Source organism: Actinomycetes bacterium (genome assembly GCA_022396035.1).
In the GTDB taxonomy this organism is placed as follows: domain Bacteria; phylum Actinomycetota; class Humimicrobiia; order Humimicrobiales; family Humimicrobiaceae; genus Halolacustris.
On sequence record JAIOXO010000008.1, the window covers coordinates 41,993 to 68,736 of the forward strand.

Consider the following 26,744-nt stretch of genomic DNA (forward strand, 5'->3'; position numbering starts at 1 on the left):
AAAATAGCAGCACGCAGAAGGAAAGTTGTATTAAGACGATTCTGGTATTTTTTTAGATTTTTTCTATTACTGGTTTTTTTGGCAGCAGCTGTATATGGATTGAATTATTTTTATAACAGTGAATATTTTAAATTAAAAGAAATAGAAATTGAGGGGTATCAGCATTACAGCCAGGAAGAATTGAGGTCTTACTTGAATGAATTTAAGGGCAAAAATATTTTTGAAATAGATAAAAAAATGGTAGAACAGGTTTTATTTCAAAACTGCAGCTGGATAAAGGAGGTTGATTTCAGTAAGGTGTTTCCGGATAAAATGAAAGTGTTAGTTGTTGAAAGAAAACCATTTATCTTAACTAAATACCGGAGTAACTTTTTTTTACTGGATAGTGAGGGAATAGTTCTCGAACATTTCCAGAACGAAAAACCCGAACAGCATGATAACCTGATTCTGGTAACCAATGCCCTGGACTTCAAACCGGAAATAGGGGATAAGGTGGCAAAAAAGAATGCTTTAAGCTGTGGTGATATATTCATGAGCATGGATAATGAACTAAAATCAATATTCAGGCAGGCCCAGCTGGGAGATAATTTTGGGGAAATAGTTTTTATAACTACCGAAGACAAACGGATTGTCTTTGGCAGCAGCGACGATACTGCTCAAAAATTAAGCATATTAAAAGAATTATTAAAAGATGATGTAAATTATAATATAATAGATTTAACTAATTTTGAGAATCCGGTAATAAACTGATTTGGAGGTTTGATTTGCCTGTTAAGGACGATTATATTGCGGCTATAGATATAGGTACCACCAAGGTGGTTACTCTGATAGGAAGGTTGAGGAAGAATAATATACTTGAGATAAAAGGTTACGGGACTTCGGCCTGTAAGGGAATTAAAAAAGGGATAGTTGTAGATATTACTGAAGCTACTAAATCTATTCTGAATTCAATCGAGGCGGCTGAAAAAAATACTAAATTATTTATAGATGCTGCTTATATAGGAGTTACCGGAAAACACATCTCTGTGGTCAACAACTGGAGTGAAACCAATATCAATTCGCCCAATAAGATAGTAAGAAAATCAGACCTGGATCGTTTGCTGGGCCATGCTAATAAAATCAGTCTTCCTTCACAGAACGAGATCATCCACACCCTTATTAAGCAGTTTGTGGTAGATGATGAAAAAGGAATAGTGGATCCGGTGGGGCTGGCTACTGACAAGCTGGCAGTTGAGCTCCTGGTAGTATATGGTTCCGGGACCCTTATAAAGAATACGGTAAACAGTATCAGGGCAGCCAATATTGAGGTAGAGGACATAATACTGGAAGCACTGGCTTCCAGTGAAGCAGTATTGACTGCCGATGAAAAGGAAAGTGGGGCAATACTTCTGGACATAGGTGGGGGAACCACCGATGTGGCGGTATACAAAGACAATAAGATGGTGTTTACCTATTGCCTGCCGGTAGGAGGAGACCTCATAACTAATGATATATCCATAGGGCTTAACATACCTTTTTCCAAGGCTGAAGAGATAAAGAAAAAATTTGCTAATGTTGATTATAATTTCTATGAATCTTTAAATCGGGTAAATATGAGTGATATAAAAATTGACAGGAACAAGGCAACCCTGAATATAAGGTTATACACCATTGTAAATTCAAGGGTAAAAGAGTTGCTCCGGCTGATTAAAGAAAAAATTGAAAGCTACGGATTTATGTATTCCATACCTTGCGGGGTGATTATTACCGGCGGTGTCTCCCAGATGAAAGGAATAGCTGCTATGGCTAATTCAGTATTTAATCTTCCGGTAAGGGTGGGGATACCCTGTGATGTTGAGGGTCCTTCAAATATTGTAAATGATCCAATATATTCTACCAGTGTGGGGCTGCTGAAATATGCCTTTCAGTTAAAGAATTTTGCCAGCGCAGAATCTTTTGATGACAGAAGGTCCAATGGCAATTTTCTTTCCAGGTTCAGGGAATTTATATATAAGATATTAAAAAGCTGATTTTAGGAGGGAATAAGGTGAATCTTGAGTTCGATAAGAATTACTATGCAGTTATAAGAGTAATCGGTATCGGTGGTGGAGGAAGTAATGCAGTTAACCGAATGATGGAGGATAACATAAATGGTTGTGAATTTATTGCTATAAATACTGATGCCCAGGCATTGATGATGTCTAATGCTGATAAAAAGATACTTATAGGAGGTTCCGGTCTGGGGGCTGGTTCAAATCCGGAAATAGGAAGAGTATCGGCAGAAAAATCCATAGACTCTATAAAAGAGGCGGTAAAGGATGCGGATATGGTATTTATAACCTGCGGAGAAGGTGGGGGAACAGGTACCGGAGCAGCACCGGTTATCGCTTCTGTAGCTAAGGAGATGGGATGCCTGACCGTAGCAGTAGTAACCAAGCCTTTTACTTTTGAAGGCGGCAAGAGAATGGTTACTGCTGAAGAGGGAATCAAGGAATTAAGCGGCAAGGTGGATACCCTGATAATCATCCCTAACGACAAGCTGCTGGAGATATCTGATGAAAATACTACTTTGCTAAATGCTTTTAAGCTGGCTGATGATGTCCTTAAAGCAGGTATAAGGGGAGTTACTGACCTGATAACTCTGCCCGGCCTTATAAATCTGGATTTTGCGGATGTGAAAGCAGTCATAAAGGATGCTGGAAATGCATTGCTGGGCGATGGTGTGGCATCCGGTGAGAACAGGGCAATAAAAGCTGCACAGAAAGCGATAAACAGTCCCCTGATAGAGGCTTCCATAGAAGGTGCCAAGGGCATATTGCTAAATATTTCTGGTGGCCCGGACCTTAAGCTGTTTGAAGTAAATGAAGCTGCTGAGATTATCAGGAATGCTTCCAGTTCGGATTCCAATATCATTTTTGGAGCGGTTATTGATGAAAACATGAATGAACAGATAAAGGTAACCATTATCGCTACCGGTTTCAGTGACAAAATAATTGAAACTGTGGGTAAGGGAAAGAAGGAAAAGGAAGAGAAAGAAAAGGAAGATACGGAAAAGGCTTTTGAAAAGGAATTTGTTTCTGAAGAGAAGAAACCCAGAGAGGAGAAAGAGGAGAAACCGGAAGCTGATGAATTTGAATCACTGAGTGATGATTATCTGGATATACCAACATTTTTAAGAAAAGAAAAAGAAAAATAGAATGTGCCATATCCGGGAGATAAAATTTGGAGATATGTTGATGTACAGTCCATTCAGACTAAAAGAAAAATATGGTATTGACCTGTATTTTACTTCCAGGCTGGGAGGCACCAGCAGCAGCCCGTACCACTCTTTAAATCTTGCCTATCATGTGGGAGATGATTATGGCGATGTGTCCGCAAACCGCCGGACGGTTTTAGAAGAGCTGAAATTAGGCCAGCAGATTTATGATATAAAGCAGGTCCATTCAGATAAAATAGTAGATCTGGGCCGGGAGAATTATCAGCATGCTGGGCAGTCAAAGATACAGGCAGATGCCCTGGTTACCGGTCTTGATCAGAGAGCGGTTATGGTTATGGGCGCTGATTGTAATTTAATGATGGTAGTTGATACCAAAAATAGAGTTATTGCTGCTGTTCATTCTGGTTGGAAGGGTACCTTAAAAAAAATACTGCAAAAAACTATTGGTCATCTAGAACAGTCATATGACAGTTTTGCCGGGAATCTATTGCTATACCTGGGCCCCAGCATAAGAAAATGCTGTTATCAAGTTAAAGAAGATCTGGTGGAAAGGTTTGTCAAGAATTTCGGGGAAGGCAATTATTATTACCGGAAAAACAATAATATTTATCTGGATTTAACGGGATTAAATATTCAGCAGGCCCGGGATGCAGGTCTGATAGATAATAATATATTTGATTCAGGGATATGTACGTTTTGTGATGAAAGATTTTTTTCTTACCGGAGGAATAAAGTTACCGGCAGGCAGGCTGCAATAGGGATGATAAGGGGATAGCAATGGATTATAAACTCAGGGTAACTCAGCTCAAACAGAAGGTTGAAGAAGCCTGTCTGAGAGCGGGCAGAAAACCCGGGGAAGTAACTATTATTGCTGCTGCCAAATATGCACCTGCAGAAATAGTACAGAAGGTGGTAGATTGCGGAATTACACATCTGGGTGAAAACAGGGCACAGGACCTGATGGAAAAGAAAAATAAGGTAAAAAATAATCTAACCTGGCATTTTATCGGCCATCTGCAAAGCAGGAAAGCAAAAACAGTAGTTCCGGCAGTAGAGTATATACATTCAATTGATAAATTAAGCACTCTGCAGAAAGTGAATAAAGTTGCAGACAAAATAAATAAAAAACAGAAGGTTCTCATTGAAGTAAATGTTTCAGGAGAAGAATCAAAGTATGGTATGGATTGCAAACAGCTAGAGGATTTTTTAATTCAATCGACTACTCTGGAGCATGTGGATATAAGGGGCTTTATGACTATGGCTCCATTAACTAAAGATTGGGAAATGATAAGGGCTATTTTTAAAAAATTAAGGGACGTAAGAGATGATTTAAATGAAAGGTTTAAGCAGTATTCCTTAACTGAGTTATCTATGGGCATGAGCAATGATTATAGCATAGCTGTAGAAGAAGGGGCCACCATGATAAGGGTGGGCTCTGTATTATTTAAGTAGCAAAGGAGTAATAATGAGTGGTATATTAAGAAAAACATTTGCTTTCTTGGGTTTTTCTGATCCGGACGAGTATGAAGGGGAACATAGCCTAGACGAAGAAAATAACGATGAATATGATGTAAAAGAGAAGTACTATGGCAGCCGTATTGGTTCCAGCAGGGCCAAAAGAAAAGTATCCTTTTTAACCGGTGTGAAGCCGGAACCAAAGTCCAGGGTATTTATTGCCGAACCCCATAATTTTGAAGATATGCAGGTTATTGGACAGAATTTTAAATCCACTATTCCGGTTATTATTAATTTACAGAATACCAATACAGAACTGTCCAAAAGAATTATTGATTTTTGCAGCGGACTGTCTTTTGCCCTGGAGGGAAACATTCAAAAGGTTGCAGATCGGGTATTCCTTATAACTCCCTACAATGTAGAGGTTACCTCGGAGGACAGGGAGCTGCTAAAAGAAAAAGGGTTGTTTAATCAATTTTAGGAGGATTTTTTAGTTGTGACTTATAGACTGGGAATAATTGGCTGTGGAAATATGGGGGAAGCCCTGTTAAAAGGAATTATTGACTCGGATGCAGTTGGTTTAGAAGAAATTATAATTTATGACAAAGACTCAGACAGGCGAAGTTATTTAAAATCCCAATACTCTATTAACCTATCAGATAATTTAAAGGATACTTTGGACTCTGAGAATATACTTCTGGCTATCAAGCCCCAGAACTTGCATGAATTTATAGAGCAGGTTAAAGAGATTAAGCTGGAGGGGAAAAATATTATAAGTATCCTGGCGGGCATACCTACCGGATACTTTGAAAAAAAGCTTGGCCGGCTTTCAGTTATTAGGATTATGCCCAATACGCCAGCTCTGGTTAAACAAGGTATGCTGGTTATCAGCAGGGGCGAGTATGCTTCTCAACGGGATCTTGATTTTGCTAGGATGATAACTTCCAATCTGGGAGAGGCAGTGGTGGTAGAAGAAAAATTTCAAAATCTGGCTACAGCCTTAAGCGGCAGTGGTCCGGCTTACTATTTCCTTTTTTGTAAATGTTTAATAGATGCCGCCGAAAAAAAGGGCATGGACAGGCAGGTAGCCAAAAAGTTAGTGGTGGAAACCATGGCTGGTTCTGCAGCTTTGATTAAAGAAAGCGGCCGGGAACTGGACCAGCTGATAGACATGGTAACTTCACCGGGGGGCACAACAGAGAAAGCGCTGGAGCAATTTAGGGCATGGAATATTGAAGAAATGGTAAGAAGCGCTATAGAGAGCGCTATTGGCAGAGCACATGAATTGGAAAGATTACAGGACAGTGAGGAGTAAAGTATGAGGCTTGCCTTTGATTTGGTGATTTATTTTTTGCAAATCTATGTATGGATTATTATATTAAGAGCTATACTTAGCTGGTTTAATATCAGACCCAGGGGTGTATGGCTTACTGTGTATAGATTTATTGCAGAAATAACCGATCCTTTTTTGAAGATTTTTAAAAGAATAATTCCATCTATAAGGGTAGGAAGGGCTTATCTGGATTTATCTTTTATAGTAGCAGTTTTAGCCATACAGTTTATAATATTTTTATTGAGAATAATTATGTATAGGGTAATAATTTGACAGGAGGAAATGCTATGCCAATAAGTTCAGGAGATATTCAAAAGAAAGAATTTCATATTGCATTCAAAGGTTATAAGCCGGAAGAAGTAGATAAGTTTTTAGACATGATATCTATAGAATTTGACCGAATGGCCAAGAAGAATGAGGAATTACAGGAATCTATAGATAAGCTCAAGTATGAAAGAACCAATGAGTCTGACGAGATGAAGCAGGTTTTGCAGGACGCTCTGGTATCTGCGCATAAGGTTGCAGAGGATATCAAACAAAAAGCCAAGGCAGAGGCTGAAAATATTTATAATCAGCGTAAAGTAGAAGCAGAAGATAAATTGAAAGAACTGGAATTAAAGAAGCAAAATATAGAACAGGGTATGTTGAGAGTAAAAGAAAAATACCTGAACCTGAAGAAGTACTTGCAGGATGCACTGCAAAACATAGAGGGGTTTGAGGAGAAAAGTGAAAACCAGTCCCCACCAGAACCAATGCAGGAAGAGGTAGTATCAGAAACCGAAAGCCAGGAACAAACAATAGATGATGAAAAGAATTTGCAACAAGATAATATGCAGGACCAGGAAAAGAGTGAAGGCAGCCAAAACTCTCAGCCCGGCCAGGAAGAAAAAGAAGAAGAACCTGAAAAAGAGGATCATGATGAGGCAGAACAAGAGGAAGAAGAGGAAGATGACGAAGATGAAGATTTTAATATCGGGAAGAAGGGCAAGGGCCTTGATATAGCTAATCCTGATATAATTGATGACTTTTTCAAGACGGATGAATGACCAAGTTATTAAAGTTTATGTCCGGCCCGGTTCCTCCGTAGACTGTGTTGATGGATGGTATGGGGAACATATAAAAATAAGATTATCTAAACCACCACAAAAAGGTAAGGCCAATCAGGCATTAATAGGCCTTATTGCTTCAAAATTAAATTTACCTACCCAGAATGTTGCCATAATATCTGGTAATAAATCAAATTATAAAAAGATACTGATTAAAACCCCCCATAGATCTGACATTATAAGTAAATTACTTAATAGTTAGTTCAAAAATTTAATGAATTTCTAATTTTATTCAATCTTTGTATCTTTAAACCATATTATAGCTGATATTATAGTAATAAAAATATATTATAATATATAAAACCAAAAATATATAATAATATAAAAAATTAATCAAAATTGACAAATATTAGCTAACTATATATTATAATAACAATAAACTAGTATTAAAAAGTAAGAATTAAATCAATATAAACCATAATATACTATAATAAAATGTACTTTATTTTATTAATAACCAAAAATAAAGAAGTAGCAAAGAAAGCTAAAAATAGGCATATAAAAAACTTTAATATAATTATTAAAACAGATCAAAACAACATTGAAGCAATAATACAGGAATATATGCCGAAATATATTATAATAGCTGAAGATTTGCAGAATTTAGATGATTTAAGAGATTATATATCCGATAATACAGATAGTGAATTAATAATTGCCGGGAAGAACAAAACACGGTCCGGCTGTATTCAGGTCCAAGAGTTACAGTGTATAGAAGATCTGGACCAGATATTGAATATAATAAGCAAGCTGGAACAAGAAAAATCGGAATATAAGGTAATTAACCAGCAGGTAACTTCATTATTTTCTGTTCAGGGCGGGGTAGGCAGAACCAATATTGCTTTTAATATGGCATACTATCTGGGCAAAGCAAAAAAGCTTGATGTTTTACTGATTGATTTAAATTGCTGCGAAGGTCAAACAGATCTAGCCTATGATTTAAATATACCCAAATACCCCAATATGGGTAAATTTTTACAGGAAACAGAAAATAGTCCACAATCATTATGGGATTCCATAATACCGGTAAAGAAGTTAGGCACAGATATACTTCAGGCGCCTCTAACTATCGAGCAGAGTGACAATATTTCCATAGATATAATTGATGAAATTATTTATAGTGCCAGAAAAAGATATGATTATATACTGGTAGATCTACCCCATAATTACCAAAATTATGTATTTGAAATGCTAAATCTTTCCACCAAGATTATCTTCATCTTTACTCCAACCATGGTGGCAACTCATAGAATAAATAAATTTTTAAAATTTCTATCCGGACACCAGGATAGAGAGGCTTTATTGAATCAAGCCAATGAGGATGAGGAACAAATAGAATTATTCCAACAGCAACTTAATATAAATCTGGCAGGATCAATTCCTAGTATGGAAAAAAGCCATAAGATTAATGGTTTTTTGGATATGCAGCCTCAGTTATCCTGCTTAGAAAAGATGATTATTTAATATGGAACAGGAAAAAAAATTATACACCATTAAGGAAGTTTCAGAACTGGTGGGTATAAGTGAATCCGAGATAATAAGGATGGTAATGTTAAAAAAATTACCAGCTATAAGGCTGGGTAAGGCAATAAGAATAAATGAAAATGATCTGGAGGAGTTCTTAAATAATTTTATAGGCAAAGAGGAGCTTGCCGGTAAATCTGAAGAGGAGGCTCCAGTACTATATACTGCAGAACAGGTAGCAAAAATATTGAAATTGTCGGTGGATAATATATGGAATCTTTTAAAAACCGGAGAATTAAAGGGATTTAAAATCAGAGAAGGAAGAAGCTCCTGGAGGATTCCACAGGGCAGTATTGAAGAGTTCATTGAGAGAAGAACCCAGAAGAGCGTATAGGGGAAAAATGAAGGGGGAAGGACAGAAAAAAAAGAGCCTTACTTTTTGGGAGAAGGCATCAATTCTAATAATAATTTTTTTAATAATTGTGATACTGGTACTGATTTTTTACCAACAATTAATGGAGTATCTTGAAATTTTAAAAGCCTGGTATGAGAGTGGTTAGCAAGAAGATAAAGTTTTTAAGAGGAGGTGAAATAAAGTGAAAAAGTTAATGAGAGTATTGATCGCGCTAGGTTCATTAGTAGGTATTTGCTCTACAGTAAGATGGTAGAAAAAAGAAGAAAGTTCTATTAAGAAAGGAAGGTGAAATAAAGTGAAAAAGTTAATGAGAGTATTGATCGCGCTAGGTTCATTAGTAGGTATTTGCTCTACAGTAAGATGGTAGAAAAATTATATTAAATCGCCTTGTTTTGGTATAATTTTTTATATTTGAACTAAAAGGGAAATTAGTGAGCAATACTAAAAAGTTGATTTTACAGGTTTATGTTCATGCTGTCTTTATAATTGGCATATTCTTGCTATCATTGGTGATTATAAAGTATAGCAATGTTTCCTTGGTGGGAGTGGTGCTGTTCGGGTTTCTGGTATTTGCATCAGACAATCTATCATCACCACTCCCCAAAACTGGCAGTGTATCAGTTAATTTTGGTATAACTATGGCCAGCTTAATTCTATTTGGTCCAGCTACTGCCAGTATAGTTACCATAATATCTGTGTTCAATATTAAGGAATTTTTAAAGAAGGTTCCCTACTATAAACATCTCTTCAATGCGGGTCAGTACCTTATATCCATAGGGGTGGCCAGCATAGTTTTTGAAGCTTTATTCAACCGGTCTGTTGGTAATTTTCTTTCTTTAAATAATATTGGAGTAATTTTTCTTTCTGCCATTATTTTCTTTTTTTTAAATACTACTTTGACTACAGGTGCTATAACCCTGAGTGAATCGGCAGGATTTTTAAATATCTGGGTTTTCAATTTTGCCTGGCTTACTCCTTTTCATATATTCTTAACTCTAATGGCGGTTGCCATATCTTTCCTATATTCTACTTATGGGCCTTTTACCCTGCTTTTTACATCATTGCCCTTGATAATAGCCCAGTATACTTATCTTTTAAGGATAAAAGAGAGAAAAGCCCTGTTAAGCAGTATTTTACAGATAGTAAAGATAATGGAGGCCAAAGATGTTTATACTGCCAGCCATTCCATGAGAGTGGCTACTTATAGTGAAGAGATAGCCAGGGAAATGAAATTAAATGAATACGATGTTGAAATAATTAGAAACCTCGCCAATCTGCATGATATAGGAAAGATTCAGGTTGATTTGTCTATATTAAATAAACCAGCTGAATTAAGCCGGCAGGATTGGGAAGAGGTTAAAAAACATCCAGAAGTGGGTTATGAGATAGTAAAAGAGATAACCTTTTTAAAAGATGCTGCTTCTGGAATACTTTATCACCATGAAAAAGTTGACGGCAGTGGGTATCCGAGAGGATTAACGGGAGACCAGATACCTTTATTTGCTAAAATTTTGTGTGTAGCAGATTCCTATGATGCTATGACTACTGACCGGCCCTATACCAGGGCATTGACCAAACAAGAGGCCATAGGGGAATTAAGGAGAAACTCGGGGACTCAGTTTGATGGAGAAGTTACCGAGGCTATGGTAAAGGTATTAGCCAGGCAATAAGCATGGATAGAGGTTACTATAAAATATTAGGTTTAACCATTGCCCTGCTGGCAGCAGGAGCTGTTGTGGGTTATCTGTTCTTTTATTTTTTAAAAGAACCTTCTGTGTTTATTATTGATAAATTTAAAGTATTGCAGGGCTTCTTCGGTATCCGGGAATATGATCAGGACATGACTCTGGTTTATACACTGATTATTATTTTTTTTGGAAACCTTTTGTCTACTCTTGGCTACCTGGGTTTGGGTTACCTGAAAGCCAGCCTTCCCCTAGCTTTTATTACCGGATTCTTTATTATAATATTTCTGTTCTCTGGTACAATCCGGCATGCACAGAGCATTCCTGCAGATGTTATTTTGCTGGTTTCAGTAGAAACTGTTTACAGAATGCTTATGCTAAGTTATGGAGAGTACTGGGCAACCTATAAAAATAGAAATAAACCGCTGGCTTATGCTTTAATATCCATTACAGCGGTTTTATTTCTATTTGGAATTGGTTTCGAGGTTTACTCTATTTTTTACTTATAATATAACAGGCCACTAGTAATATTAGCGGCCTGTCTGAGTATTTATATTTCAGCCAACTTATCAAAAGTTGGTTTAAGGGTCGGGTACAGGCTCTTGTAAACCTCAAATAACCCTTCATAGATTTTTTTATTGGATTTGTCGGGAAGAAGTTCGGTTTCTGTTTTTATGACTTCAGTAGCCTGTTCAACAGTGTCCCAGATACCACATCCGGTTCCGGCAACCAGGGCTGCACCATAAGCACCGCCTTCCTTGCTTCCGCTAACTGTTTTTACCGGGAGCTGGAATATGTCTGCCAGCATCTGTCTCCACAGCTTGCTTGACGATCCTCCCCCGGATACCCTGATTTCTTTAGCTTTTAAATTGGTATCCATTTCTGTCATCAGTTCATAAATCTGCTTCTGGCTGAAAGTAACTCCTTCCATAACGCTCCTGGCAAAATCTTCATGGTTATGTCTAAGGGTAACTCCAATGAACACTCCTGAAGCATTAGGATCAGGGTAGGGACATCTTTCACCTATAAGGTAGGGCAGGAAAACCAATCCTTTACTACCAGGTTCAGATTCTTTTTCCACCGCTTCATCAATTATTTTGTAAACATCCTGATCTGTTTCTTGGGCAATTTTATTTTCAAATCTACACAACTTATTCTTAAACCACTGGAATGATCCTCCTGCAGCCAGGGTTACGCCCATAATATTCCACTTATTAGGAGCATTACTGCAGAACACCTGGAAATTACCGGTATGGTTAAAAGTATAATTATTAAGCCCCATGGAAGTGACCCCGGCTGTACCCAGGGTAATTCCCAGTATACCTTCAATTATCAGGCCGGTACCTGTAGTCTGGATAACCGCATCTCCTCCGCCACCGGCGACCGGTACTGATTTGGGGAGGCCGGTCTGTTCAGAGGCTTCTCCGGTTAAGTGTCCGGTAATTTCGGGAGATTCATAAGCCTGGGGGAGCAGCTCCAGCGGTATATCCAGTATCTCTAACAGTTCCTGGCTCCACTTTCTGTTCTTAACATCAAATAAGCCGGTTCCAGAAGCATCAGATACTTCGGTGGCAAATTCGCCGGTAAGCCTGAATCTGATATAATCTTTAGGATTTAAGAATATTACTGATTGTTTGTAGTGCTGGGGCTCTTCTTGCTTCAGCCATAAGATTTTCCCCCCGGTATATCCAGGCAGCATGCTATTGTTAGTGTATTTCAGCAGCTCCTTTTTGCCCCCTACTGCTTTATAGATATCCTGGCATTGCTTATGTGATCGTTGATCATTCCACAGGTAAGCGGGCCTTACTACCTGATGGCCTTTGTCCAGGGCTACCAGGCCATGCATTTGGCCGGATAAACCAATGCCCTTTACTGCCTGGGGGTTTACCCCGCTTTTTTCCATTATTATTCGTATGGTTTTTGCAGTAGCTTTCCACCAGTCATCCGGGTTTTGCTCTGCCCATCCCGGCTTGGGGGTATAAAGGGGATATTCTTCCATAGCCGAGGCAATAACCTTTCCGGTGCTGTCTATTAAAATAGACTTACAGCCTGAGGTCCCGATATCGGTACCGATAATATATTGTTCTTGCATTTTTCTCCCCTCGTTTAAAGGTATTTTACTCTTATATGTTTAATTAAAAGATATTCGTATAAGCCTTCAGGTCCATGTTCATGTCCGAAACCACTGTCTTTCCAGCCGCCGTAGGGAGCATAAAGAACTCCAGCGTCTACATTGTTTATGGCTACATTTCCGGAATCAATTTCTTTGGATAACTTATTGGCCAGGCTCAGGCTTTCCGTAAATACTATTGCTGCCAGCCCATAAACCGAATCATTTGCCAGCTTCACTGCTTCTTCAACAGATTTAAATGGCATTACACCAACTACCGGCCCGAAGGTTTCTTCCTGCATAACCAGCATGCCGTGGTTAACGTCACGCAATATGGTGGGTTCAAAATAGTAGCCTTTCTGATATTTTTCACCTTCAGGTTTATTACCGCCGCAGGCCAGCTTAGCTCCCTTGGATAAAGCATCTTCTATATGCTGTCTGGCCGTATCAATTCCGCCCAGCGTACACATGGGACCTAAGTTGATATCTTCTTTTAGGCCATCTCCTATACTCAACTTCCTGGTTTCTTCTACAAATTTCTCTAAAAATTGTTCATAGATACTTTCATCAACATATATTCGGTTAATTGCAATACAGATCTGGCCCATATTCCTAAACGATCTTCTTACTGCTCCTTTTACTGCCTGATCAAGATTGCAGTCCTTGCATATCACTGTAGGAAGGCTTCCGCCCAACTCCAGGGATACTTTTTTAAAAGTATCAATGCATCCTTTTAAAACCTGCCTGCCGGTACTGGTGGATCCGGTAAAGGCAACTTTTTTAACTATCTTGCTGTCGAATAGAACTGGTCCCACTTCTGAACCGGAACCGGTTATGGCATTTATCACTCCGGTGGGAACCCCTGCGTCCTGAACGCATTTTACAAAAGCAAGCGGGGATAAAGGGGTTTCGGAAGGCAATTTAGCAATAATGGTGCAACCTGAAGCCAGGGCACCTCCAACTTTCCATGCCAGAAGTTCGATAGGATAGTTCCAGGGAGATATGGCCGCAGCTACTCCTATAGGCTGATAGATAACCCTGCTTTCCATATCCTGTTCCTCATTAGGCACAATTCTTCCATAAACCCTTTCTCCTTCTTCGGCGTAGTAGCTTAATATGTTGACGCCTTTTTCCACTTCACCAAGGGCTTCTTTAAAAGGTTTTCCCTGTTCCTGAGTCATAAGTCTGGCAATTTCCTCTTTTCTCTCTTCTACCAGCTTGCTTGCTTTTCTCAGATATCTACCTCTGGTAAAAGGCGATAAAGAAGACCAGCCTTTAAATGCGGAATTTGCAGCTTCTATAGCCTTTTCAACATCTGGTTTATGAGCTTTAGGAACCTGAGCAAAGACTTCACCTGTAGCTGGATTGGTAACTTCTATTTTGTCTCCATCCAGGGAATCAACCCATTCGCCTCCGATTAACATTTGTTTTTTTAGCATATTACTATACTCCCTATAGATATTTTAAATTTAACTTATTGTTCTGAGGGATCAATTTTGCAGGTTACCCATACTACTATCAGTGGTAAGTTACCTGACTGTTTGGTGGTATGAAAAACTCCAGGTGGAACATACAGAGCGTCACCCTGTTCTACTTCATATTCGTCTTCGCCTACTACCATGGTTCCTTTTCCCATAACTACATAATATACTTCTTCCATGTCATCATGGGAATGTCCGGTAGTAGTTCCAGTAGGGTAGATAGTGGTGTGGCCAAGGGTTAATCTTCTGGATTGGCAACCTTCGTCTTGGGGATTGATTAAATAATAGGTGTCTCTTAGAACTACCTTGTCCCGGTTTTTTACTCTGTCTCTTAACGATCTGGGATCAATATCAGCAGCTGCATCCTGGATATTTTTTACATATTTCATTACTTTTCCTCCCTGACAAGTCATATAATTATTAAAAGGTCCGGCAACTGTATTATACTAATAACCCAAGTTATTTTTAAGCTGCCTGGTTCAGAATAAGATTTTACACAAATTTTGTCTGATATCAATTGGTTTATTTGATTTATTGGAGTTCTTTGCCTGAAACCAAGATTCCATATATCCTAAACCTTTCCTAAATTGGCATTATTATAGCAGTATATTTTTCATATTCAAATTAACAAAATATTCTGACCATAGCGCATGTTTAGCCAGTATACATGGGTCAGTAAGCGGTTGCAATGTTGTTATGTAGGGTAATTGAGTCCATTTATTGGTAAGAATTATGCATTAGTGCAATAAAATTTGATTTATTCTTTTAATGTTTTCCAAAAGGGCTTATAATATTCATGTATTTATCAGCACCGGGCAGCGCTCCTGTTTTGGTATAGCTTGATGGTTTTGAGGCCAAATGGGGTTGAGTAGTAGAAGCTCATTAAAGGTTGCAGGTTAGAAATTAATTTTGACTATATTCAAAAAATATGGTAAAAGTTATGAGTCATAAAGTTTGCTGCAGGGTTGACTTGGTAAAGGTCAGGTAGCCTATGAAAGATTTTGCAGAGCATGGTCAGAATCAAGGGAAATTGGGTCTGAAATAAAAATTGACAAATAATTAAAATTTGGATTAGAATTATTAAACCTTTCTTTCCGCAGGTTAAAAACCCATTTTTTCCGAATTAATTTCAGCTACATCTCACTGAAAACCCTCCCCCAATACTGGTCCTCATCCATATCAAGAAGCCCAAGTATCATCTTCTGAATAGAGGAGAGGCTGTCTTTAAACTCTTTTACAACTTTACCATTTTTTAAGATTTTATACGAAGATATGCCGTCAAAATTATAGAATATCCTGGAGGTAGTAGGATAGAATGATTTACGGTATTCAGGATAGATGGGCAAGGACTTAATGCCTTTTTCCTTCATGGCCATCCTTACCTTTCTCTCAATTATACCCTGGATTATCAGTGCTACAAAGAACAGAAACATTATCCCTTCAACCCTTTCAATGTTTTTAAACAGTACGGGAGCAGCCTCATGCACACTTTTAAACTGGTTAAACCTTTTTTCCAGCCGGGGCTGGTATTTGTAGTAGTTTAGCACCTCCCTGGGGCCAATTGAGGTATCAGTAGATAGCAGGGGAAATATCCCGTCAACCCTCCTCTGGCGGGCCAGCCTTTCTTTATCCTGCTCCCAGTATAGGGAGTAGTGGGTTAATGTCTCTATCCTGTATTCTGCAGCCGGCCCAGGCCTGCCCCTGCCCACCTTTTTGCTTTTCTTTTTTATCTTCCTTATGATATCTACATTGATAAAATCCCTGCACCTGTACCTTTTTAGGATGCTTTCTACTGCTTTTCTTATCTGCTCTTTTTCTTTAAGCTCTCTTTTGTTCAGTCTGGGAGAAAGGCGGGTAAGTTCTTTTTCTGCCTTTTTTATCCTTTCCTGTCTCAGGACCCGGTCAAGTTTTCTCTTCTGGCTGGACAGGTACCAGTAGATCCTGTAGCCGCCCTCTTTAGTCCTATAGTCTCCTAAAAGAAGGCTGTAATACTCATAACTGCCGGCAATTTGTTTCCTTAGGATCTGCTTCTTTTCCACCTTTTCTGCCAGCAGTTTTTCTTTAAAGGCCTTTGCCTCATTCCATGTATCGGGCATGGTGGTAATCACCCTGCCTCCGCCTGAGACTATGGCCGATAGATTCTTTTGGGTGCATACCTTGCAGTCTGCCACATAGATAAAGTCAGCCCTTCCAATAATACTCCTCAGGCACCTCCAGGTCTCTATGTGGGTAGTGTCATCAGTACGGTTTCCGGGGTATGTCTTGTAGTGAACCGGTACCGCCCCGTCTGAGGAGACAGTCAGGCTAAATACCAGCTGGGCTAAGTCAGGCCTATGGTCCTTGCTTACCCCCCTGGCCATCTTCAGCCCTGTCTTTGTTGTCCCCGGTATCTTTCCATAAGCCTTTACCGTGGTGGAATCATTGTGGACCCTTCCCGTATCCAGACCCACTTTTTTTATCATCCCTACCACAATCTCGGTCATAAGGGTTGCCCGGTCTGCGCTATACAGCTTATCCAGGGCTCTTGCGAACCTGTCGTCATTGAAGGCTCCTACCGTATCCTTATCCATACCGTGGCAGCCGGGGTCTATGTCTTTGACCCACCCGCCAAGCTCATATAAGGGTTGTCTTCCCAGGGTTATGTTCCATACCAGGAGCATAAGTGCATCTTCTGCAGAAGCTTTTTCATTTCCGTAAGAAGGGATGTGCTTTCCAAAAAGAAACTTAAGCCCTAAGAGATCCGAGGCCTGCTTGACGAGAGGAATACCGGATATATTATATCTTTTTAACTTTTCGGCATCCCTTGACATCTTAACCTATATTATATATTATTGCGTTAAGATGTCAACCTTAGATGAGATCAAAAAATTAGAAGATAAAAGGTCCAGGGCTTTGGACAGGATTCTCTCCATAAAGCTTATGGTGCCCGGCTCATATAATGAGGTGTACTGCAGGTGCGGTAAGAAAAACTGCTGGTGCAGTAGCGGCAAGGGGCACCCCTTTAGGCGCATAACCTTTTCTGAGGACGGAAAGCCCAAAACTAAGTCCATCTGTAAGGAAAATGTAGGATGGATAAAAAAAGTTACCCACAATTACCGTCAGTTCAGAAAAGGCCAAAGAAAGATCAGGGAATATGAGAAGCGCTTAGCAAAGCTTTTGGATAAGTATTTAAAGGAAATTATAGTAAAAACCAGGAAGAAAAAAGAGTATAATTAATTCAAGATTTTTGTGTTTTTAACCTGCGGAATGAAAGATAAACTATAAATTTAACAGTTAATTAGCAAATCTACATTCTGTTTAGAAAGATATAAAACACTTGTAAAACAATTTTAAATTCTGTGTATCATAAAATTAGAGAAGTTCATTTTTATTTATTTGGTTGTTTCCTTTTAGTTCTTTGAAAAAATTATTATTTGCTATCAAAAATTAGCTTTTATAATAGCTTTATATATTTATTTCCCTCCAGGGGAAATATAAATAAAAAATTTATTTATAACCTAGGCTATTAGGAGGTGGGTTTTAAAAGGTGTAGATTATCAAGTTGCAGTTGTAAAAGGAGGTGATCCGGCAAATAAATTATAGAGTTGTAATTTATAAATACCAATATATAGATATTATTTAACTGATGTTAATGATTTATTATTGTAAAAAGTAAGAAAGAGGTAATGAGCTATGAAGAGATTTCTAATTCTCTTACTTGTAGTTGCAATAGCAATTACATTCTCATTCGTAGGCTGTGCTGCTGAAGAGCCTGCTGCTGAAGAACCAGCAGAAGAAGCTCCAGCTGAAGAGCCCGCTGAAGAAGCTGCTGAAGAGCCTGCTGCTGAAGAACCAGCAGAAGAAGCTCCAGCTGAAGAAGCAGCTGAAGGTGAAGTTTTCAGTCTTGAGGATATACCAGAGATTGAAAACAAGTCTACTTTAAACACTATTGTAGAAACTGGATCCATTTTTGACGAAACACTTCCATATATAGAGAAGTTCACCGAAAAAACAGGGGTAGAGGTTAATATAGAAAGAATCGCTACTCCAGTAGTCTACTCTAAAGAAAACGTAGAGCTAGTTGCAGGTACAGGTGTATATGATGTAGTTTATGTTGAAACTGCCTGGACCGATGAATGGGCTAAGTATATGGTACCTTTAGCAGACTTAGCTGCTGAATATGGTTCAGTAGAAGAGTTTGAGATGGATGCTGCTTATCATTCACCAGTAATAATGGAAACCTGTAAAACTGATGGGGCAATAATGACCCTTCCATTTTACAGCTATCACACTGGCATGTTCTTAAGGGATGACATTTATGAGGATCCTACAGAGCAGGCTAACTTTTTGGAAGAGTATGGCTATGAGCTGGCTCCTCCTGTAAATAACGAGCAGCTTACTGACCAGGCTGAATTCTTTACCAGATCAGCTGGTGAAGAACTGAAAGGCGTGCCATTAGAGAAAGATATGAATGGTATAACCATGCAGGCCAGTGCATATCAGGCGAATGATGAGTTCTCAACCTACCTCTGGGGTAATGGTGGAGACTATGTAGATGTAATAAAAGATGATTCTGGTGCTGTAACTGAGTATGTTATCACCAAAGAAAATACTGACCTGATGGTTCAAACCATGGAAGAATATGTAGGCAGGGTACAGTATGCTTCACCCGGTGTTTTAACTGCTAACTTTGACTTTGTTATAGCTGCTGTTAGCCAGGGCGATACACCTATAGTTGGTATGATGTATGGTAACTGTTTCGCCTGGGCCGTAGATGAGCTAAACCAGAACGTAGTACCCAATGATCCTGATGCCAGATTAGGAATCTATCCTCCCATCGGTAAAGGTCCCTATACCGGGGCTTGGTCATTTGGTGTAGCTGCAGCATCTGATAATCAGGAAGCTGCTTACTGGCTGGTAAGATACCTTGCTTCTCTGGAAGCACAGACTGCAGTTATGAAAGAAGCAGGACAGTTGGCTACCAGGTCTGACGTATTAGATGACCCTATCTGGTATACAGAAGAAAACCAGTATCCGTTGGGAATGTTGGTTGATTACCTGAATGACATCTGGAACAACCAGGACTATATTGATACTATAGCTAATGCTTACTACTTTAATTCAGAATCAGCTGGTAAAGTAACTGAAATGCACATGAACACTCTGTCCAAAGGATTCAGCGGCGAGCTGTCACCAGAGGCTTGTATTGAATCTGTAAACAGACAGATGCTTGATTTGGTTGAAAGACATGACTCTATACCAATTAGAGTTGAAGAATAGTAATACAGGCTCTATGGAACAAAATTATACCTAGTGTGATTTAATCTTTAGAGTAAGGGGAGGGGATGAGATAAATCTTATTCCTTCCCCTTTGCAAGTACTAATTTTAATATGAAAGAATGATGTTTAGGATTAGGAAAAGAGGGAGGAAGTAGATAATATGTCGACTACAAAAAATGATGATGTTACCATTAATAATGTGGATTTAGGAAGGAAGCCCTCAGTCTGGGAAGTTCTTTCAAGTGAGAAATATTTTAAATGGATGTTAATTATACCGCTTCTGCTAGTACTTCTGGTATTCATGATATACCCGTTAATCTACAGTATTTTTAATTCTTTTTTTGATGCTGATTTATCAGGCAGAGTCGCAGTTGGATTAAAGAACTACAAAGATATGTTAAGAGATACCGATTTCTGGATACCTCTGAGGAGAACCGCAGTAGTGACAGTGGTTTGTATCGTAAGCGAAATTCTTATAGGACTGGGTATAGCAACTTTATGGAATAGAAACTTTAAAGGAGAAAATGTTATTCGTGGCCTTATACTCTTACCACTGCTGGTTGCACCTCTAATTTTGTCCATTGTTTGGAATTTCTTGCTTGAGTATGATATTGGTTTTATTAACCAGTTCCTGGCCGCAATAGGCATAGGAAGGGTAAAATGGTGGGCTCCCAGCGGAGCTTTATTTACAATCTGTGGTATTACTGTATGGCAATGGTTCCCGTTTTCAGCCTCAGTATTACTGGCTGGTTTGAAGAGTCTTCCCAAAGATACATTTGAAGCTGCCCAGGTTGATGGAGCAAAAGGCTGGCAGGTATTTCGAAAATTAACTCTGCCCATGTTAACTCCTTTGATTATGATCATAGTGTTATTGAGGACTATGTGGCTTATAAGGTTGTTTGATCCTCTATACGGTACAACTCGTGGAGCCGTAAACACAGAGCTATTAGACTGGATGGTATACAGGACTTCTTTTGTATATTTTGATGTCGGTTATGGTTCAACACTGGCAATAATGAGCTTATACTTAACTATTATTATTGCCGCACTTATGTATAGACAATTGATTAAAGCGTTAGACGCGTCAAAATAATGATAAGGATGGTGTGTAATGTATAATAAAGATTCAATAGGGAAAAGAATAGCTTTTTGGATAATTACGGCGATTATATTATTGGTAGTATTGGGTCCTCTACTATGGGTTTATTTAACTGCATTTAAGCCGGCCCAAGATATTTTTACTGGCCAATTAAGCCAACAATTTATGTTTACTCCTACTTTGGAAAATTTTGATAGGCTATTCAATCAGTTTCCATTTTTTCAAAATTTACTAAATACACTTATTGTTAGTGTGGTCAGCACTATATTTGTAATGATTATTGCCGTACCTGCGGCGTACAGTTTTGCACGTTGGAATACTGGAGGCGGACATTTGCTGTTTGTTACCATTTCCACCAGGATGTTTCCAGCCGTAGTTGCAGCATTGCCATTTTTTATCGTATTCCGTAATTTAGGTTTATTAGATACCCGAACAGCATTAGTTTTACTATATATGTACTTTAATGTTTCATTTGCCACTTTCTTGCTGTATGGATTCTTTAGAGATGTACCGGCAGAGCTGGAGCAGGCAGCCTTGATAGATGGCTATGGACGATTTAATATCTTTAGAAGGATAGTTATCCCGTTAATACTTCCAGGTATTGCTACCACTTCTGTTTTTTGTCTGATCTGGTCCTGGAACGAATTCTTATTCGCTTTCTTGTTTACAAGGAATGCAGCAAAGACAGTTACTGTTCTCATATCCTCTTTCTGGGGATCTATAGATATACAATATGGAACTATGGCTGCTGGCGCAGCAATAAGCATACTGCCTACATTGATAGCAGCCTGGTTTATGCAGAGGTATATTGTTAGAGGCCTAACCTTTGGTGCAGTAAAAGGATAAAGTTAAAAATAAAAAATAAGACTAATAAAATAGTTATAGACGCTAGTTGGGGGGTTTGTAATAAATGAAATTAAGAATGACGATGGGGAACTGGATATTCTGGTCAGTGCTGGTATGGATTGGTGTTATGTTTCTGTGGATGGGAATTTTTCCTGAAATATCAGCCTGGTTTGGGTTCATTATAGCTACAATACTGGCAGCTATAGTATTTAAATTTGGTCCTCGACCTAAATATGAGGAAGATGAGGAGGAGTAAAAAATGGCAGAAGTAAAATTTGAAAATGTGACCAAATATTATGGAAAGAAATTGGCTATAGAAAATTTGAGTTTTACATGTAAAGAGGGTGAATTTGTTTCCATTTTAGGCCCAACCGGTGCAGGTAAGAGCACCATTCTAAAAATGGTTGCCGGAATCGAAACTATTACCTCAGGTACAATATATTTTAATGGCCACCCGGTAAATAAATTACCGCCTCATGCCAGAAATGTATCTATGGCTTTTGAGACCTATAATCTATACCCGCATTTCAAAGTATATGATAATATTGCCTTTCCTTTGAGGGCGCCAAAATGGAATTATAGGTTAACCAAGGAACAGGAAAAGGAAAAGGTAGTAGAAATTGCTAAATTCCTGGGTATAGATGTTTTGCTGGATAGAAAGCCACAGGCGCTTAGTGGCGGACAAAAACAGAGGGTTTCATTGGCCAGAGCTTTGGTCAGAAAGCCCGAGGTTTATCTCTTGGATGAACCTATAGCCCACCTTGATGCTAAGCTGAAGTTTTCAACCCAAACCCTGTTAAGGGAATTTGCGGTGGAGTACGGCAGTACCATTATTTATGTTACTCATGACTACAGAGAGGCTTTAGCTTTATCTGACAGGATGATAGTTCTAAGGCAGGGTAAGATAGAACAGATGGATACTCCAGAGGAGATCTATGAAAATCCATTGACAGATTTTGTAGGGATTTCAGTAGGTGAGCCTCCAATGAATCTGGTAGATGGAAATTTAGTAGATAGGGATGGAAAAACTTTCTTTAAAGCGGGAGAATCCTTTGATCTAGAACTGTCGGGAGATGCTGCGGTTGAAGCCAAAAAAACAGCTAAGACTGTAAGCCAGGAACTAGATATAAGAATAGGTATAAGAAGTGAATACATAAAGCTTAGCAAGGAAAAACAATCCGATAGAGCCTTCCAGTTACCGGTTTATGCAGTAACCCATGAAGCTGAAAGTACTTTGGTTTACTTTGAACTGGAAAACACTTTTCTCCACGCAAGAATTAGAGGCGGCAAGGAAAGTAAACAGTTTAGAATTGGAGATAAGGTATGGATTGAGCTTCCTATAGAGCATACTTTCTTTTATGTACCAACTGTAAAATTGACTAAGTAATAGGTGAGGTGAAAATGAGTAGGATAGATTGCAAAAATGTTTGGAAGATTTATCAAGGAGATGTAGTAGGAGTTAAGGACTTAAATTTTACCTGTAATGATAAAGAATTCCTTGCAATACTGGGTCCCTCAGGAAGTGGTAAAAGCTCTACATTACGAATGCTGGCAGGACTGGAGGAAATCAGTAAAGGTGATGTACTGTTTGATGGAGAGAGGGTAAATGAAAAAGGTCCCGCTGATAGAAATATAGCACTGGCTTTTGAGTCTTATGCTCTTTATTATTCCATGAATGTTTATGAGAATATAGCATTCCCGCTGAGGGCAAAGGGCATAAAAGGTAAGCAACTTGACGATATGGTTATGGAAATTACTGAAGCTCTCAACCTTAAAACCATCCTGAAAAAGAAACCTGGATCATTGGCAGGGGGTTATCAGCAGAGAGTTTCTCTGGCCAGAGCCCTGGTTAGAAAACCCAAGCTTACACTTTTAGATGAGCCCCTATCACATATGGATCAGCGTATAAGAGGTGAAATAAGGGCCCAGATCAGCAGGATACATGAAGAGTTGAGCAATACCACCATTTACGTCACCCATGACCAGGCAGAAGCTATTGCCCTTTGTGACAGGATGCTGGTAATGCATGAGGCTAAAAAGCAGCAAATTGGTACTGTGGATGAAATTTACAATCAGCCAACCAATAAATTTGTGGCTAACTTCATTGGCCAGCCCGGTATGAATTTCGTTAATTGTACTGTTGAATCTACCAACAAAGTATTTATAAAAACCGAAAAAGGCAAACAAGTATTTGCCATCAAGGATTCAATTGATGAAAAGTATGTAGGCAAACAGGTAGTTATGGGGGTTAGGCCTCAGCAGATAAAATTGGTTGATAAAGACGACAGGGAATCAGTAATAGGTGGAACTGTAAGGATAGTAGAGTTCCAGGGTGACAGTACAGTTATAACTGTAGAGATAAGCGATGAGGACAAATCACAAATACAGATAGTTATTACTGCAGGTGGCCTCAAGTTCAAGAGAGGCGATAATTGCTGGATGGAATTTGACCCACAGCTGATACATCTTTTTGATGAAGAAAATGAAGAAGCTATTATAAATAGGCAAGCTTAGGTACTGATTCATAACTACAATTTATAGCGGTCAGCTATGAATAATTGTAGATAGGCATAAAGCTTAATTGAAGAATATGCCCTATTACAGTTCATTATTATTTAAATAAACTGTAATAGGGCATATCTTTTTTAGGCTGGTATTTTTTTAGACATCTATATATTTACTCTGATATTTAAATTTCTACAATAAATAATTACCAGTATTGATTCAAACCGGTTACCGGTTGTTTTACATATTAATCATTACCTTTATGGCGCTCTTGTCGTCTCTGGCAGTAATAAATGCTTCTTCCGAATCATCAAAATTAAACCTGTGGGTAATGAATTTTTTAACCTTTTCCTTGTTTTTAAGTATTATATCCAGTGCTATGGGGAAAGAATTTGCATACCTGAATGTAGCTATAAGCTGTTGTTCTTTAATAACCATCTGGGTAATAGGTGCCTCCTGGGTCATCTTGGTATGGAAACCTATAGCAGATATCCTTCCGCCTACTTTTACCCGGTTACTGGCGTCGATAAGTGCTGGTTCTGAGCCGGAGCACTCATAAGCTATATCAAAATAATTACAATATTTACCGGGGTCATCACTGGTAGGATTTATGGTAAATTTCGCTCCCATTTCTTCAGCGGTTTTTAGCCGGTCATCCCTTATATCTACCATGGCAACTTCCCTGGCTCCAGCACTATAGGCTGATATCATACAGCATAATCCGACTACGCCGCTGCCATATATAATTACTTTATCTCCCAACCCTGTTCCTACGCTTTTTGAAGAAAATACTCCTACGGCCATAGGTTCAACCAGGGTAGCCAGTTCTGGATCAATACCTTCTGGCACTTTATGTATAAAGGATGCATCGAAAGTAACATATTCCCTCAAGGCTCCATCAATAGGTGGGGTGGCATAGAATTTATGTTCAGGGCAAAGATTATACCTGCCGGTACGGCAAGCTTCACACTTTCCGCATACTACAAATGGTTCTATTACCACCAGGTCTCCAATGTTCAGATCTTTGACTTTAGAACCAGTTTCAATTACTTCTCCTGAAACTTCATGTCCAAGTATGAGGGGTTCCCTAACAATCATATCTCCAATTCTTCCATGCTCATAGTAATGAATATCGGAACCGCAAACACCTACTGATTTTACTTTTATTAACACCTCTTCATCTTTGGGTTGGGGGCGGGGTATTTCCTTTTCCTCAAAAATGTGTTTTTCTTTAAGATACAGTGCTTTCATAGATGTGCTACTCCTTTTTAGGTTTTAATTTTTTATTATTTTTAAAATTAAGCTGACTACCTGGTTTAGAACATAAATATATCTATTAAAATTAAATCGTAAATCACCGTTTAAAATGATATTACTGGTAGCCTATTTTATATCTAACAGGATTAAAATACATTATAATATATCTATATTAATGCGCAACATATGTTAGAAAGAGACCAAAGAATAAGGGGAGTTATTATGGGATGAAATGACAAATTGGCAACCAGTTTTAAGGCCTTTGTGGTTGAGGTTTAAGGTTTACATTTTTTATGGTTTCATTTAGAATTATTTTAAATTTGACTATCTTAAAAAGGTTTTCTTAACTTTCGTTCAGCGATAATTATTATGTTTTCTACAGAACTTTTAACAGGTTAACCAAATATTAGTAAAAATAATTTCTTCAAATTTAAAATAGGTTTTTTATAGCAAAAGAAAATTTATATGGTTTGGGGTATACCTTAAACCATAGGCATGATTTTTTATAAATGTTAAAGATGTAAAGGAGCGACTATGAGCATTTTATCTGATTTTAAGCTGGATGGTGAAAAGGCGATAGTAACTGGAGCCAGCAGGGGGCTGGGCAGAGAAGTAGCCCTGGGCCTTGCAGAAGCAGGAGCTGATGTGGCAGTGGTGGACAGGCTGGTGGATCAGGGAAAAGAGACCTCTGATTTAGTGAGGGGACTGGGCAGAAAATCCATAACTCTTGAAGCGGATGTAACTAATGAAGATGATGTTAAAAAAATGGTGGAAGATGTTATGTCAGAGTTTGGTAAAATAGATATTTTGGTAAATAATGCTGGCATTGTAACCTGGACAGCAGCTGAAGATATGGATTATGATGAATGGAAGAGTGTTATAGATGTAAACTTGAATGGTGTGTACCTGTGTTCCAAATGGGTTGGCAAGGAAATGATCAAGAAGAAAAAGGGAAGCATAATCAATGTATCCTCCATGTCTGCCAAAATTGTAAACTACCCCCAAAAACAGGCCCATTACAATGCCTCCAAGGCAGGGGTCTGTCAGTTAACCAAATGCCTGGCCTATGAATGGGCTCCCCATAATGTGAGGGTTAATGCTGTACTGCCGGGCTATATAGGCACACCTCTGCTTAAGGAAGCAGATAAACACTACCTTGATGAATGGTCAGCCAAGTCGGCCCAAAAGAGAATTGGTGACCCTTCAGAACTTAAGGGCATTTTTGTGTTTTTAGCTTCCAAAGCCGCCAGTTATTTCTGTGGCAGCCTGGTAGTTGCAGATGGAGGCTATATACTGACTTAAAGGTTGTTTTCTAGTGGTTGTTAACTGTAGACAAACAAAAGCTCCCTATAAGATGTTTTACACCTTACAAGGAGCTTTTTATTATCCCAATCCTTACAGCCCTAGTCACTTCCGGCAAAGCTGGAAGATTCTCCCAGGCCTTCACTGCCCATGGCCAGATATCCTCCGGAAGCATCCAGATCTGCCCCGGTTACCGAGCTGGCATCATCACTTAATAGAAAGGCTACTGCT

At 38.7% G+C, this 26,744-nt stretch carries 27 protein-coding genes; 22 read left to right on the forward strand and 5 right to left on the reverse strand.

The genetic code is table 11. The features are described 5' to 3' along the window. The first annotated feature begins 99 nt into the window (after positions 1–99). The 14 genes from K9H14_04055 to K9H14_04120 all read left to right on the forward strand — a co-directional run bounded on the left by K9H14_04055 (position 100) and on the right by K9H14_04120 (position 11,163). The gene (locus K9H14_04055; protein MCG9479366.1) at positions 100–750 is read left to right on the forward strand and encodes an FtsQ-type POTRA domain-containing protein; all 651 of its coding nucleotides are present in this window, start codon (positions 100–102) and stop codon (positions 748–750) included. Between the two features lie 14 nt (positions 751–764). Further along, a complete protein-coding gene (ftsA, locus tag K9H14_04060) occupies positions 765–2,009 on the forward strand; it encodes a cell division protein FtsA (protein MCG9479367.1) in 1,245 nt (414 codons plus the stop codon). Positions 2,010–2,026: 17 nt separating this feature from the next. Next, positions 2,027–3,175, forward strand: a complete 1,149-nt coding sequence (gene ftsZ / locus K9H14_04065) for a cell division protein FtsZ (GenBank protein MCG9479368.1) — start codon at positions 2,027–2,029, stop codon at positions 3,173–3,175. Positions 3,176–3,215: 40 nt separating this feature from the next. Continuing rightward, the gene (gene pgeF / locus K9H14_04070; GenBank protein MCG9479369.1) at positions 3,216–3,971 is read left to right on the forward strand and encodes a peptidoglycan editing factor PgeF; all 756 of its coding nucleotides are present in this window, start codon (positions 3,216–3,218) and stop codon (positions 3,969–3,971) included. 2 nt (positions 3,972–3,973) lie between these two features. Continuing rightward, positions 3,974–4,648, forward strand: coding sequence for a YggS family pyridoxal phosphate-dependent enzyme (locus K9H14_04075; protein ID MCG9479370.1), 675 nt, complete (start codon positions 3,974–3,976; stop codon positions 4,646–4,648). A gap of 13 nt (positions 4,649–4,661) precedes the next feature. Next, complete coding sequence (locus K9H14_04080) at positions 4,662–5,132, forward strand: cell division protein SepF (GenBank protein MCG9479371.1); 471 nt, start codon at positions 4,662–4,664, stop codon at positions 5,130–5,132. A gap of 15 nt (positions 5,133–5,147) precedes the next feature. Then, complete coding sequence (gene proC, locus K9H14_04085; protein MCG9479372.1) at positions 5,148–5,966, forward strand: pyrroline-5-carboxylate reductase; 819 nt, start codon at positions 5,148–5,150, stop codon at positions 5,964–5,966. Positions 5,967–5,969: 3 nt separating this feature from the next. Next, positions 5,970–6,257 carry a YggT family protein gene (locus K9H14_04090; GenBank protein ID MCG9479373.1) on the forward strand — a complete coding sequence of 96 codons (288 nt, stop codon included), beginning with the start codon at positions 5,970–5,972 and terminating at the stop codon, positions 6,255–6,257. A 14-nt stretch (positions 6,258–6,271) separates the two neighbouring features. Further along, positions 6,272–7,030 carry a DivIVA domain-containing protein gene (locus K9H14_04095; protein MCG9479374.1) on the forward strand — a complete coding sequence of 253 codons (759 nt, stop codon included), beginning with the start codon at positions 6,272–6,274 and terminating at the stop codon, positions 7,028–7,030. Next, positions 7,023–7,292 carry a DUF167 domain-containing protein gene (locus K9H14_04100; GenBank protein MCG9479375.1) on the forward strand — a complete coding sequence of 90 codons (270 nt, stop codon included), beginning with the start codon at positions 7,023–7,025 and terminating at the stop codon, positions 7,290–7,292. Before K9H14_04095 ends, K9H14_04100 begins: the two co-directional genes overlap by 8 nt. Before the next feature lie 362 nt (positions 7,293–7,654). Then, on the forward strand, positions 7,655–8,554 hold the full coding sequence (locus tag K9H14_04105; GenBank protein ID MCG9479376.1) for an AAA family ATPase: 900 nt from the start codon (positions 7,655–7,657) through the stop codon (positions 8,552–8,554). Position 8,555: 1 nt separating this feature from the next. Then, positions 8,556–8,948, forward strand: a complete 393-nt coding sequence (locus tag K9H14_04110) for a helix-turn-helix domain-containing protein (GenBank protein ID MCG9479377.1) — start codon at positions 8,556–8,558, stop codon at positions 8,946–8,948. A 452-nt stretch (positions 8,949–9,400) separates the two neighbouring features. Further along, positions 9,401–10,639, forward strand: coding sequence for an HD-GYP domain-containing protein (locus tag K9H14_04115; GenBank protein ID MCG9479378.1), 1,239 nt, complete (start codon positions 9,401–9,403; stop codon positions 10,637–10,639). Between the two features lie 2 nt (positions 10,640–10,641). After that, positions 10,642–11,163: a hypothetical protein gene (locus K9H14_04120; protein ID MCG9479379.1), complete on the forward strand. Its 522-nt coding sequence runs from the start codon at positions 10,642–10,644 to the stop codon at positions 11,161–11,163. Between the two features lie 41 nt (positions 11,164–11,204). Here K9H14_04120 and xylB read toward each other — a convergent pair whose 3' ends face one another. The 4 genes from xylB to K9H14_04140 all read right to left on the reverse strand — a co-directional run bounded on the left by xylB (position 11,205) and on the right by K9H14_04140 (position 17,055). After that, on the reverse strand, positions 11,205–12,746 hold the full coding sequence (gene xylB, locus K9H14_04125; protein MCG9479380.1) for a xylulokinase: 1,542 nt from the start codon (positions 12,744–12,746) through the stop codon (positions 11,205–11,207). Positions 12,747–12,760: 14 nt separating this feature from the next. Beyond that, positions 12,761–14,203, reverse strand: coding sequence for an NAD-dependent succinate-semialdehyde dehydrogenase (locus tag K9H14_04130; protein MCG9479381.1), 1,443 nt, complete (start codon positions 14,201–14,203; stop codon positions 12,761–12,763). Positions 14,204–14,238: 35 nt separating this feature from the next. Continuing rightward, the gene (locus K9H14_04135; GenBank protein ID MCG9479382.1) at positions 14,239–14,634 is read right to left on the reverse strand and encodes a cupin domain-containing protein; all 396 of its coding nucleotides are present in this window, start codon (positions 14,632–14,634) and stop codon (positions 14,239–14,241) included. Positions 14,635–15,378: 744 nt separating this feature from the next. After that, positions 15,379–17,055, reverse strand: coding sequence for an IS1634 family transposase (locus K9H14_04140; protein ID MCG9479383.1), 1,677 nt, complete (start codon positions 17,053–17,055; stop codon positions 15,379–15,381). Between the two features lie 31 nt (positions 17,056–17,086). Here K9H14_04140 and K9H14_04145 point away from each other — a divergent pair, with 31 nt between their 5' ends. The 7 genes from K9H14_04145 (at position 17,087) to K9H14_04175 (ending at position 23,963) form a co-directional block, all read left to right on the forward strand. Beyond that, the gene (locus K9H14_04145; GenBank protein MCG9479384.1) at positions 17,087–17,461 is read left to right on the forward strand and encodes a hypothetical protein; all 375 of its coding nucleotides are present in this window, start codon (positions 17,087–17,089) and stop codon (positions 17,459–17,461) included. A 456-nt stretch (positions 17,462–17,917) separates the two neighbouring features. Continuing rightward, complete coding sequence (locus tag K9H14_04150; GenBank protein ID MCG9479385.1) at positions 17,918–19,504, forward strand: extracellular solute-binding protein; 1,587 nt, start codon at positions 17,918–17,920, stop codon at positions 19,502–19,504. 160 nt (positions 19,505–19,664) lie between these two features. Next, a complete protein-coding gene (locus tag K9H14_04155; GenBank protein ID MCG9479386.1) occupies positions 19,665–20,597 on the forward strand; it encodes a sugar ABC transporter permease in 933 nt (310 codons plus the stop codon). An 18-nt stretch (positions 20,598–20,615) separates the two neighbouring features. Then, the gene (locus tag K9H14_04160) at positions 20,616–21,449 is read left to right on the forward strand and encodes a carbohydrate ABC transporter permease (GenBank protein MCG9479387.1); all 834 of its coding nucleotides are present in this window, start codon (positions 20,616–20,618) and stop codon (positions 21,447–21,449) included. Between the two features lie 64 nt (positions 21,450–21,513). Continuing rightward, positions 21,514–21,705 (forward strand): hypothetical protein, encoded by a 192-nt coding sequence (locus K9H14_04165; protein ID MCG9479388.1) that lies wholly within the window; start codon positions 21,514–21,516, stop codon positions 21,703–21,705. Positions 21,706–21,708: 3 nt separating this feature from the next. Beyond that, complete coding sequence (locus tag K9H14_04170; protein MCG9479389.1) at positions 21,709–22,836, forward strand: ABC transporter ATP-binding protein; 1,128 nt, start codon at positions 21,709–21,711, stop codon at positions 22,834–22,836. A gap of 14 nt (positions 22,837–22,850) precedes the next feature. Next, positions 22,851–23,963, forward strand: coding sequence for an ABC transporter ATP-binding protein (locus tag K9H14_04175; GenBank protein MCG9479390.1), 1,113 nt, complete (start codon positions 22,851–22,853; stop codon positions 23,961–23,963). A 231-nt stretch (positions 23,964–24,194) separates the two neighbouring features. Here K9H14_04175 and K9H14_04180 read toward each other — a convergent pair whose 3' ends face one another. After that, positions 24,195–25,205 carry an NAD(P)-dependent alcohol dehydrogenase gene (locus tag K9H14_04180; protein ID MCG9479391.1) on the reverse strand — a complete coding sequence of 337 codons (1,011 nt, stop codon included), beginning with the start codon at positions 25,203–25,205 and terminating at the stop codon, positions 24,195–24,197. 540 nt (positions 25,206–25,745) lie between these two features. On the opposite strand from K9H14_04180, the gene K9H14_04185 reads away from it, so the two are divergent. Continuing rightward, positions 25,746–26,513 (forward strand): SDR family oxidoreductase, encoded by a 768-nt coding sequence (locus K9H14_04185; protein MCG9479392.1) that lies wholly within the window; start codon positions 25,746–25,748, stop codon positions 26,511–26,513. Positions 26,514–26,744 lie beyond the last annotated feature (231 nt).

Bases quoted from the DNA above. Each gene is read 5' to 3' on its own strand.
- K9H14_04120 (MCG9479379.1), top strand. From the start codon at position 10,642: ATGGATAGAGGTTACTATAAAATATTAGGTTTAACCATTGCCCTGCTG.
- K9H14_04090 (MCG9479373.1), top strand. From the start codon at position 5,970: ATGAGGCTTGCCTTTGATTTGGTGATTTATTTTTTGCAAATCTATGTA.
- K9H14_04170 (MCG9479389.1), top strand. From the start codon at position 21,709: ATGGCAGAAGTAAAATTTGAAAATGTGACCAAATATTATGGAAAGAAA.
- K9H14_04175 (MCG9479390.1), top strand. From the start codon at position 22,851: ATGAGTAGGATAGATTGCAAAAATGTTTGGAAGATTTATCAAGGAGAT.
- K9H14_04140 (MCG9479383.1), bottom strand. From the start codon at position 17,055: ATGTCAAGGGATGCCGAAAAGTTAAAAAGATATAATATATCCGGTATT.
- K9H14_04155 (MCG9479386.1), top strand. From the start codon at position 19,665: ATGTCGACTACAAAAAATGATGATGTTACCATTAATAATGTGGATTTA.
- K9H14_04160 (MCG9479387.1), top strand. From the start codon at position 20,616: ATGTATAATAAAGATTCAATAGGGAAAAGAATAGCTTTTTGGATAATT.
- xylB (MCG9479380.1), bottom strand. From the start codon at position 12,746: ATGCAAGAACAATATATTATCGGTACCGATATCGGGACCTCAGGCTGT.
- K9H14_04150 (MCG9479385.1), top strand. From the start codon at position 17,918: ATGAAGAGATTTCTAATTCTCTTACTTGTAGTTGCAATAGCAATTACA.
- pgeF (MCG9479369.1), top strand. From the start codon at position 3,216: ATGTACAGTCCATTCAGACTAAAAGAAAAATATGGTATTGACCTGTAT.
- K9H14_04105 (MCG9479376.1), top strand. From the start codon at position 7,655: ATGCCGAAATATATTATAATAGCTGAAGATTTGCAGAATTTAGATGAT.
- K9H14_04100 (MCG9479375.1), top strand. From the start codon at position 7,023: ATGAATGACCAAGTTATTAAAGTTTATGTCCGGCCCGGTTCCTCCGTA.
- K9H14_04145 (MCG9479384.1), top strand. From the start codon at position 17,087: ATGTCAACCTTAGATGAGATCAAAAAATTAGAAGATAAAAGGTCCAGG.
- K9H14_04180 (MCG9479391.1), bottom strand. From the start codon at position 25,205: ATGAAAGCACTGTATCTTAAAGAAAAACACATTTTTGAGGAAAAGGAA.
- K9H14_04080 (MCG9479371.1), top strand. From the start codon at position 4,662: ATGAGTGGTATATTAAGAAAAACATTTGCTTTCTTGGGTTTTTCTGAT.
- K9H14_04165 (MCG9479388.1), top strand. From the start codon at position 21,514: ATGAAATTAAGAATGACGATGGGGAACTGGATATTCTGGTCAGTGCTG.
- K9H14_04130 (MCG9479381.1), bottom strand. From the start codon at position 14,203: ATGCTAAAAAAACAAATGTTAATCGGAGGCGAATGGGTTGATTCCCTG.
- K9H14_04095 (MCG9479374.1), top strand. From the start codon at position 6,272: ATGCCAATAAGTTCAGGAGATATTCAAAAGAAAGAATTTCATATTGCA.
- K9H14_04110 (MCG9479377.1), top strand. From the start codon at position 8,556: ATGGAACAGGAAAAAAAATTATACACCATTAAGGAAGTTTCAGAACTG.
- K9H14_04075 (MCG9479370.1), top strand. From the start codon at position 3,974: ATGGATTATAAACTCAGGGTAACTCAGCTCAAACAGAAGGTTGAAGAA.
- K9H14_04135 (MCG9479382.1), bottom strand. From the start codon at position 14,634: ATGAAATATGTAAAAAATATCCAGGATGCAGCTGCTGATATTGATCCC.
- K9H14_04185 (MCG9479392.1), top strand. From the start codon at position 25,746: ATGAGCATTTTATCTGATTTTAAGCTGGATGGTGAAAAGGCGATAGTA.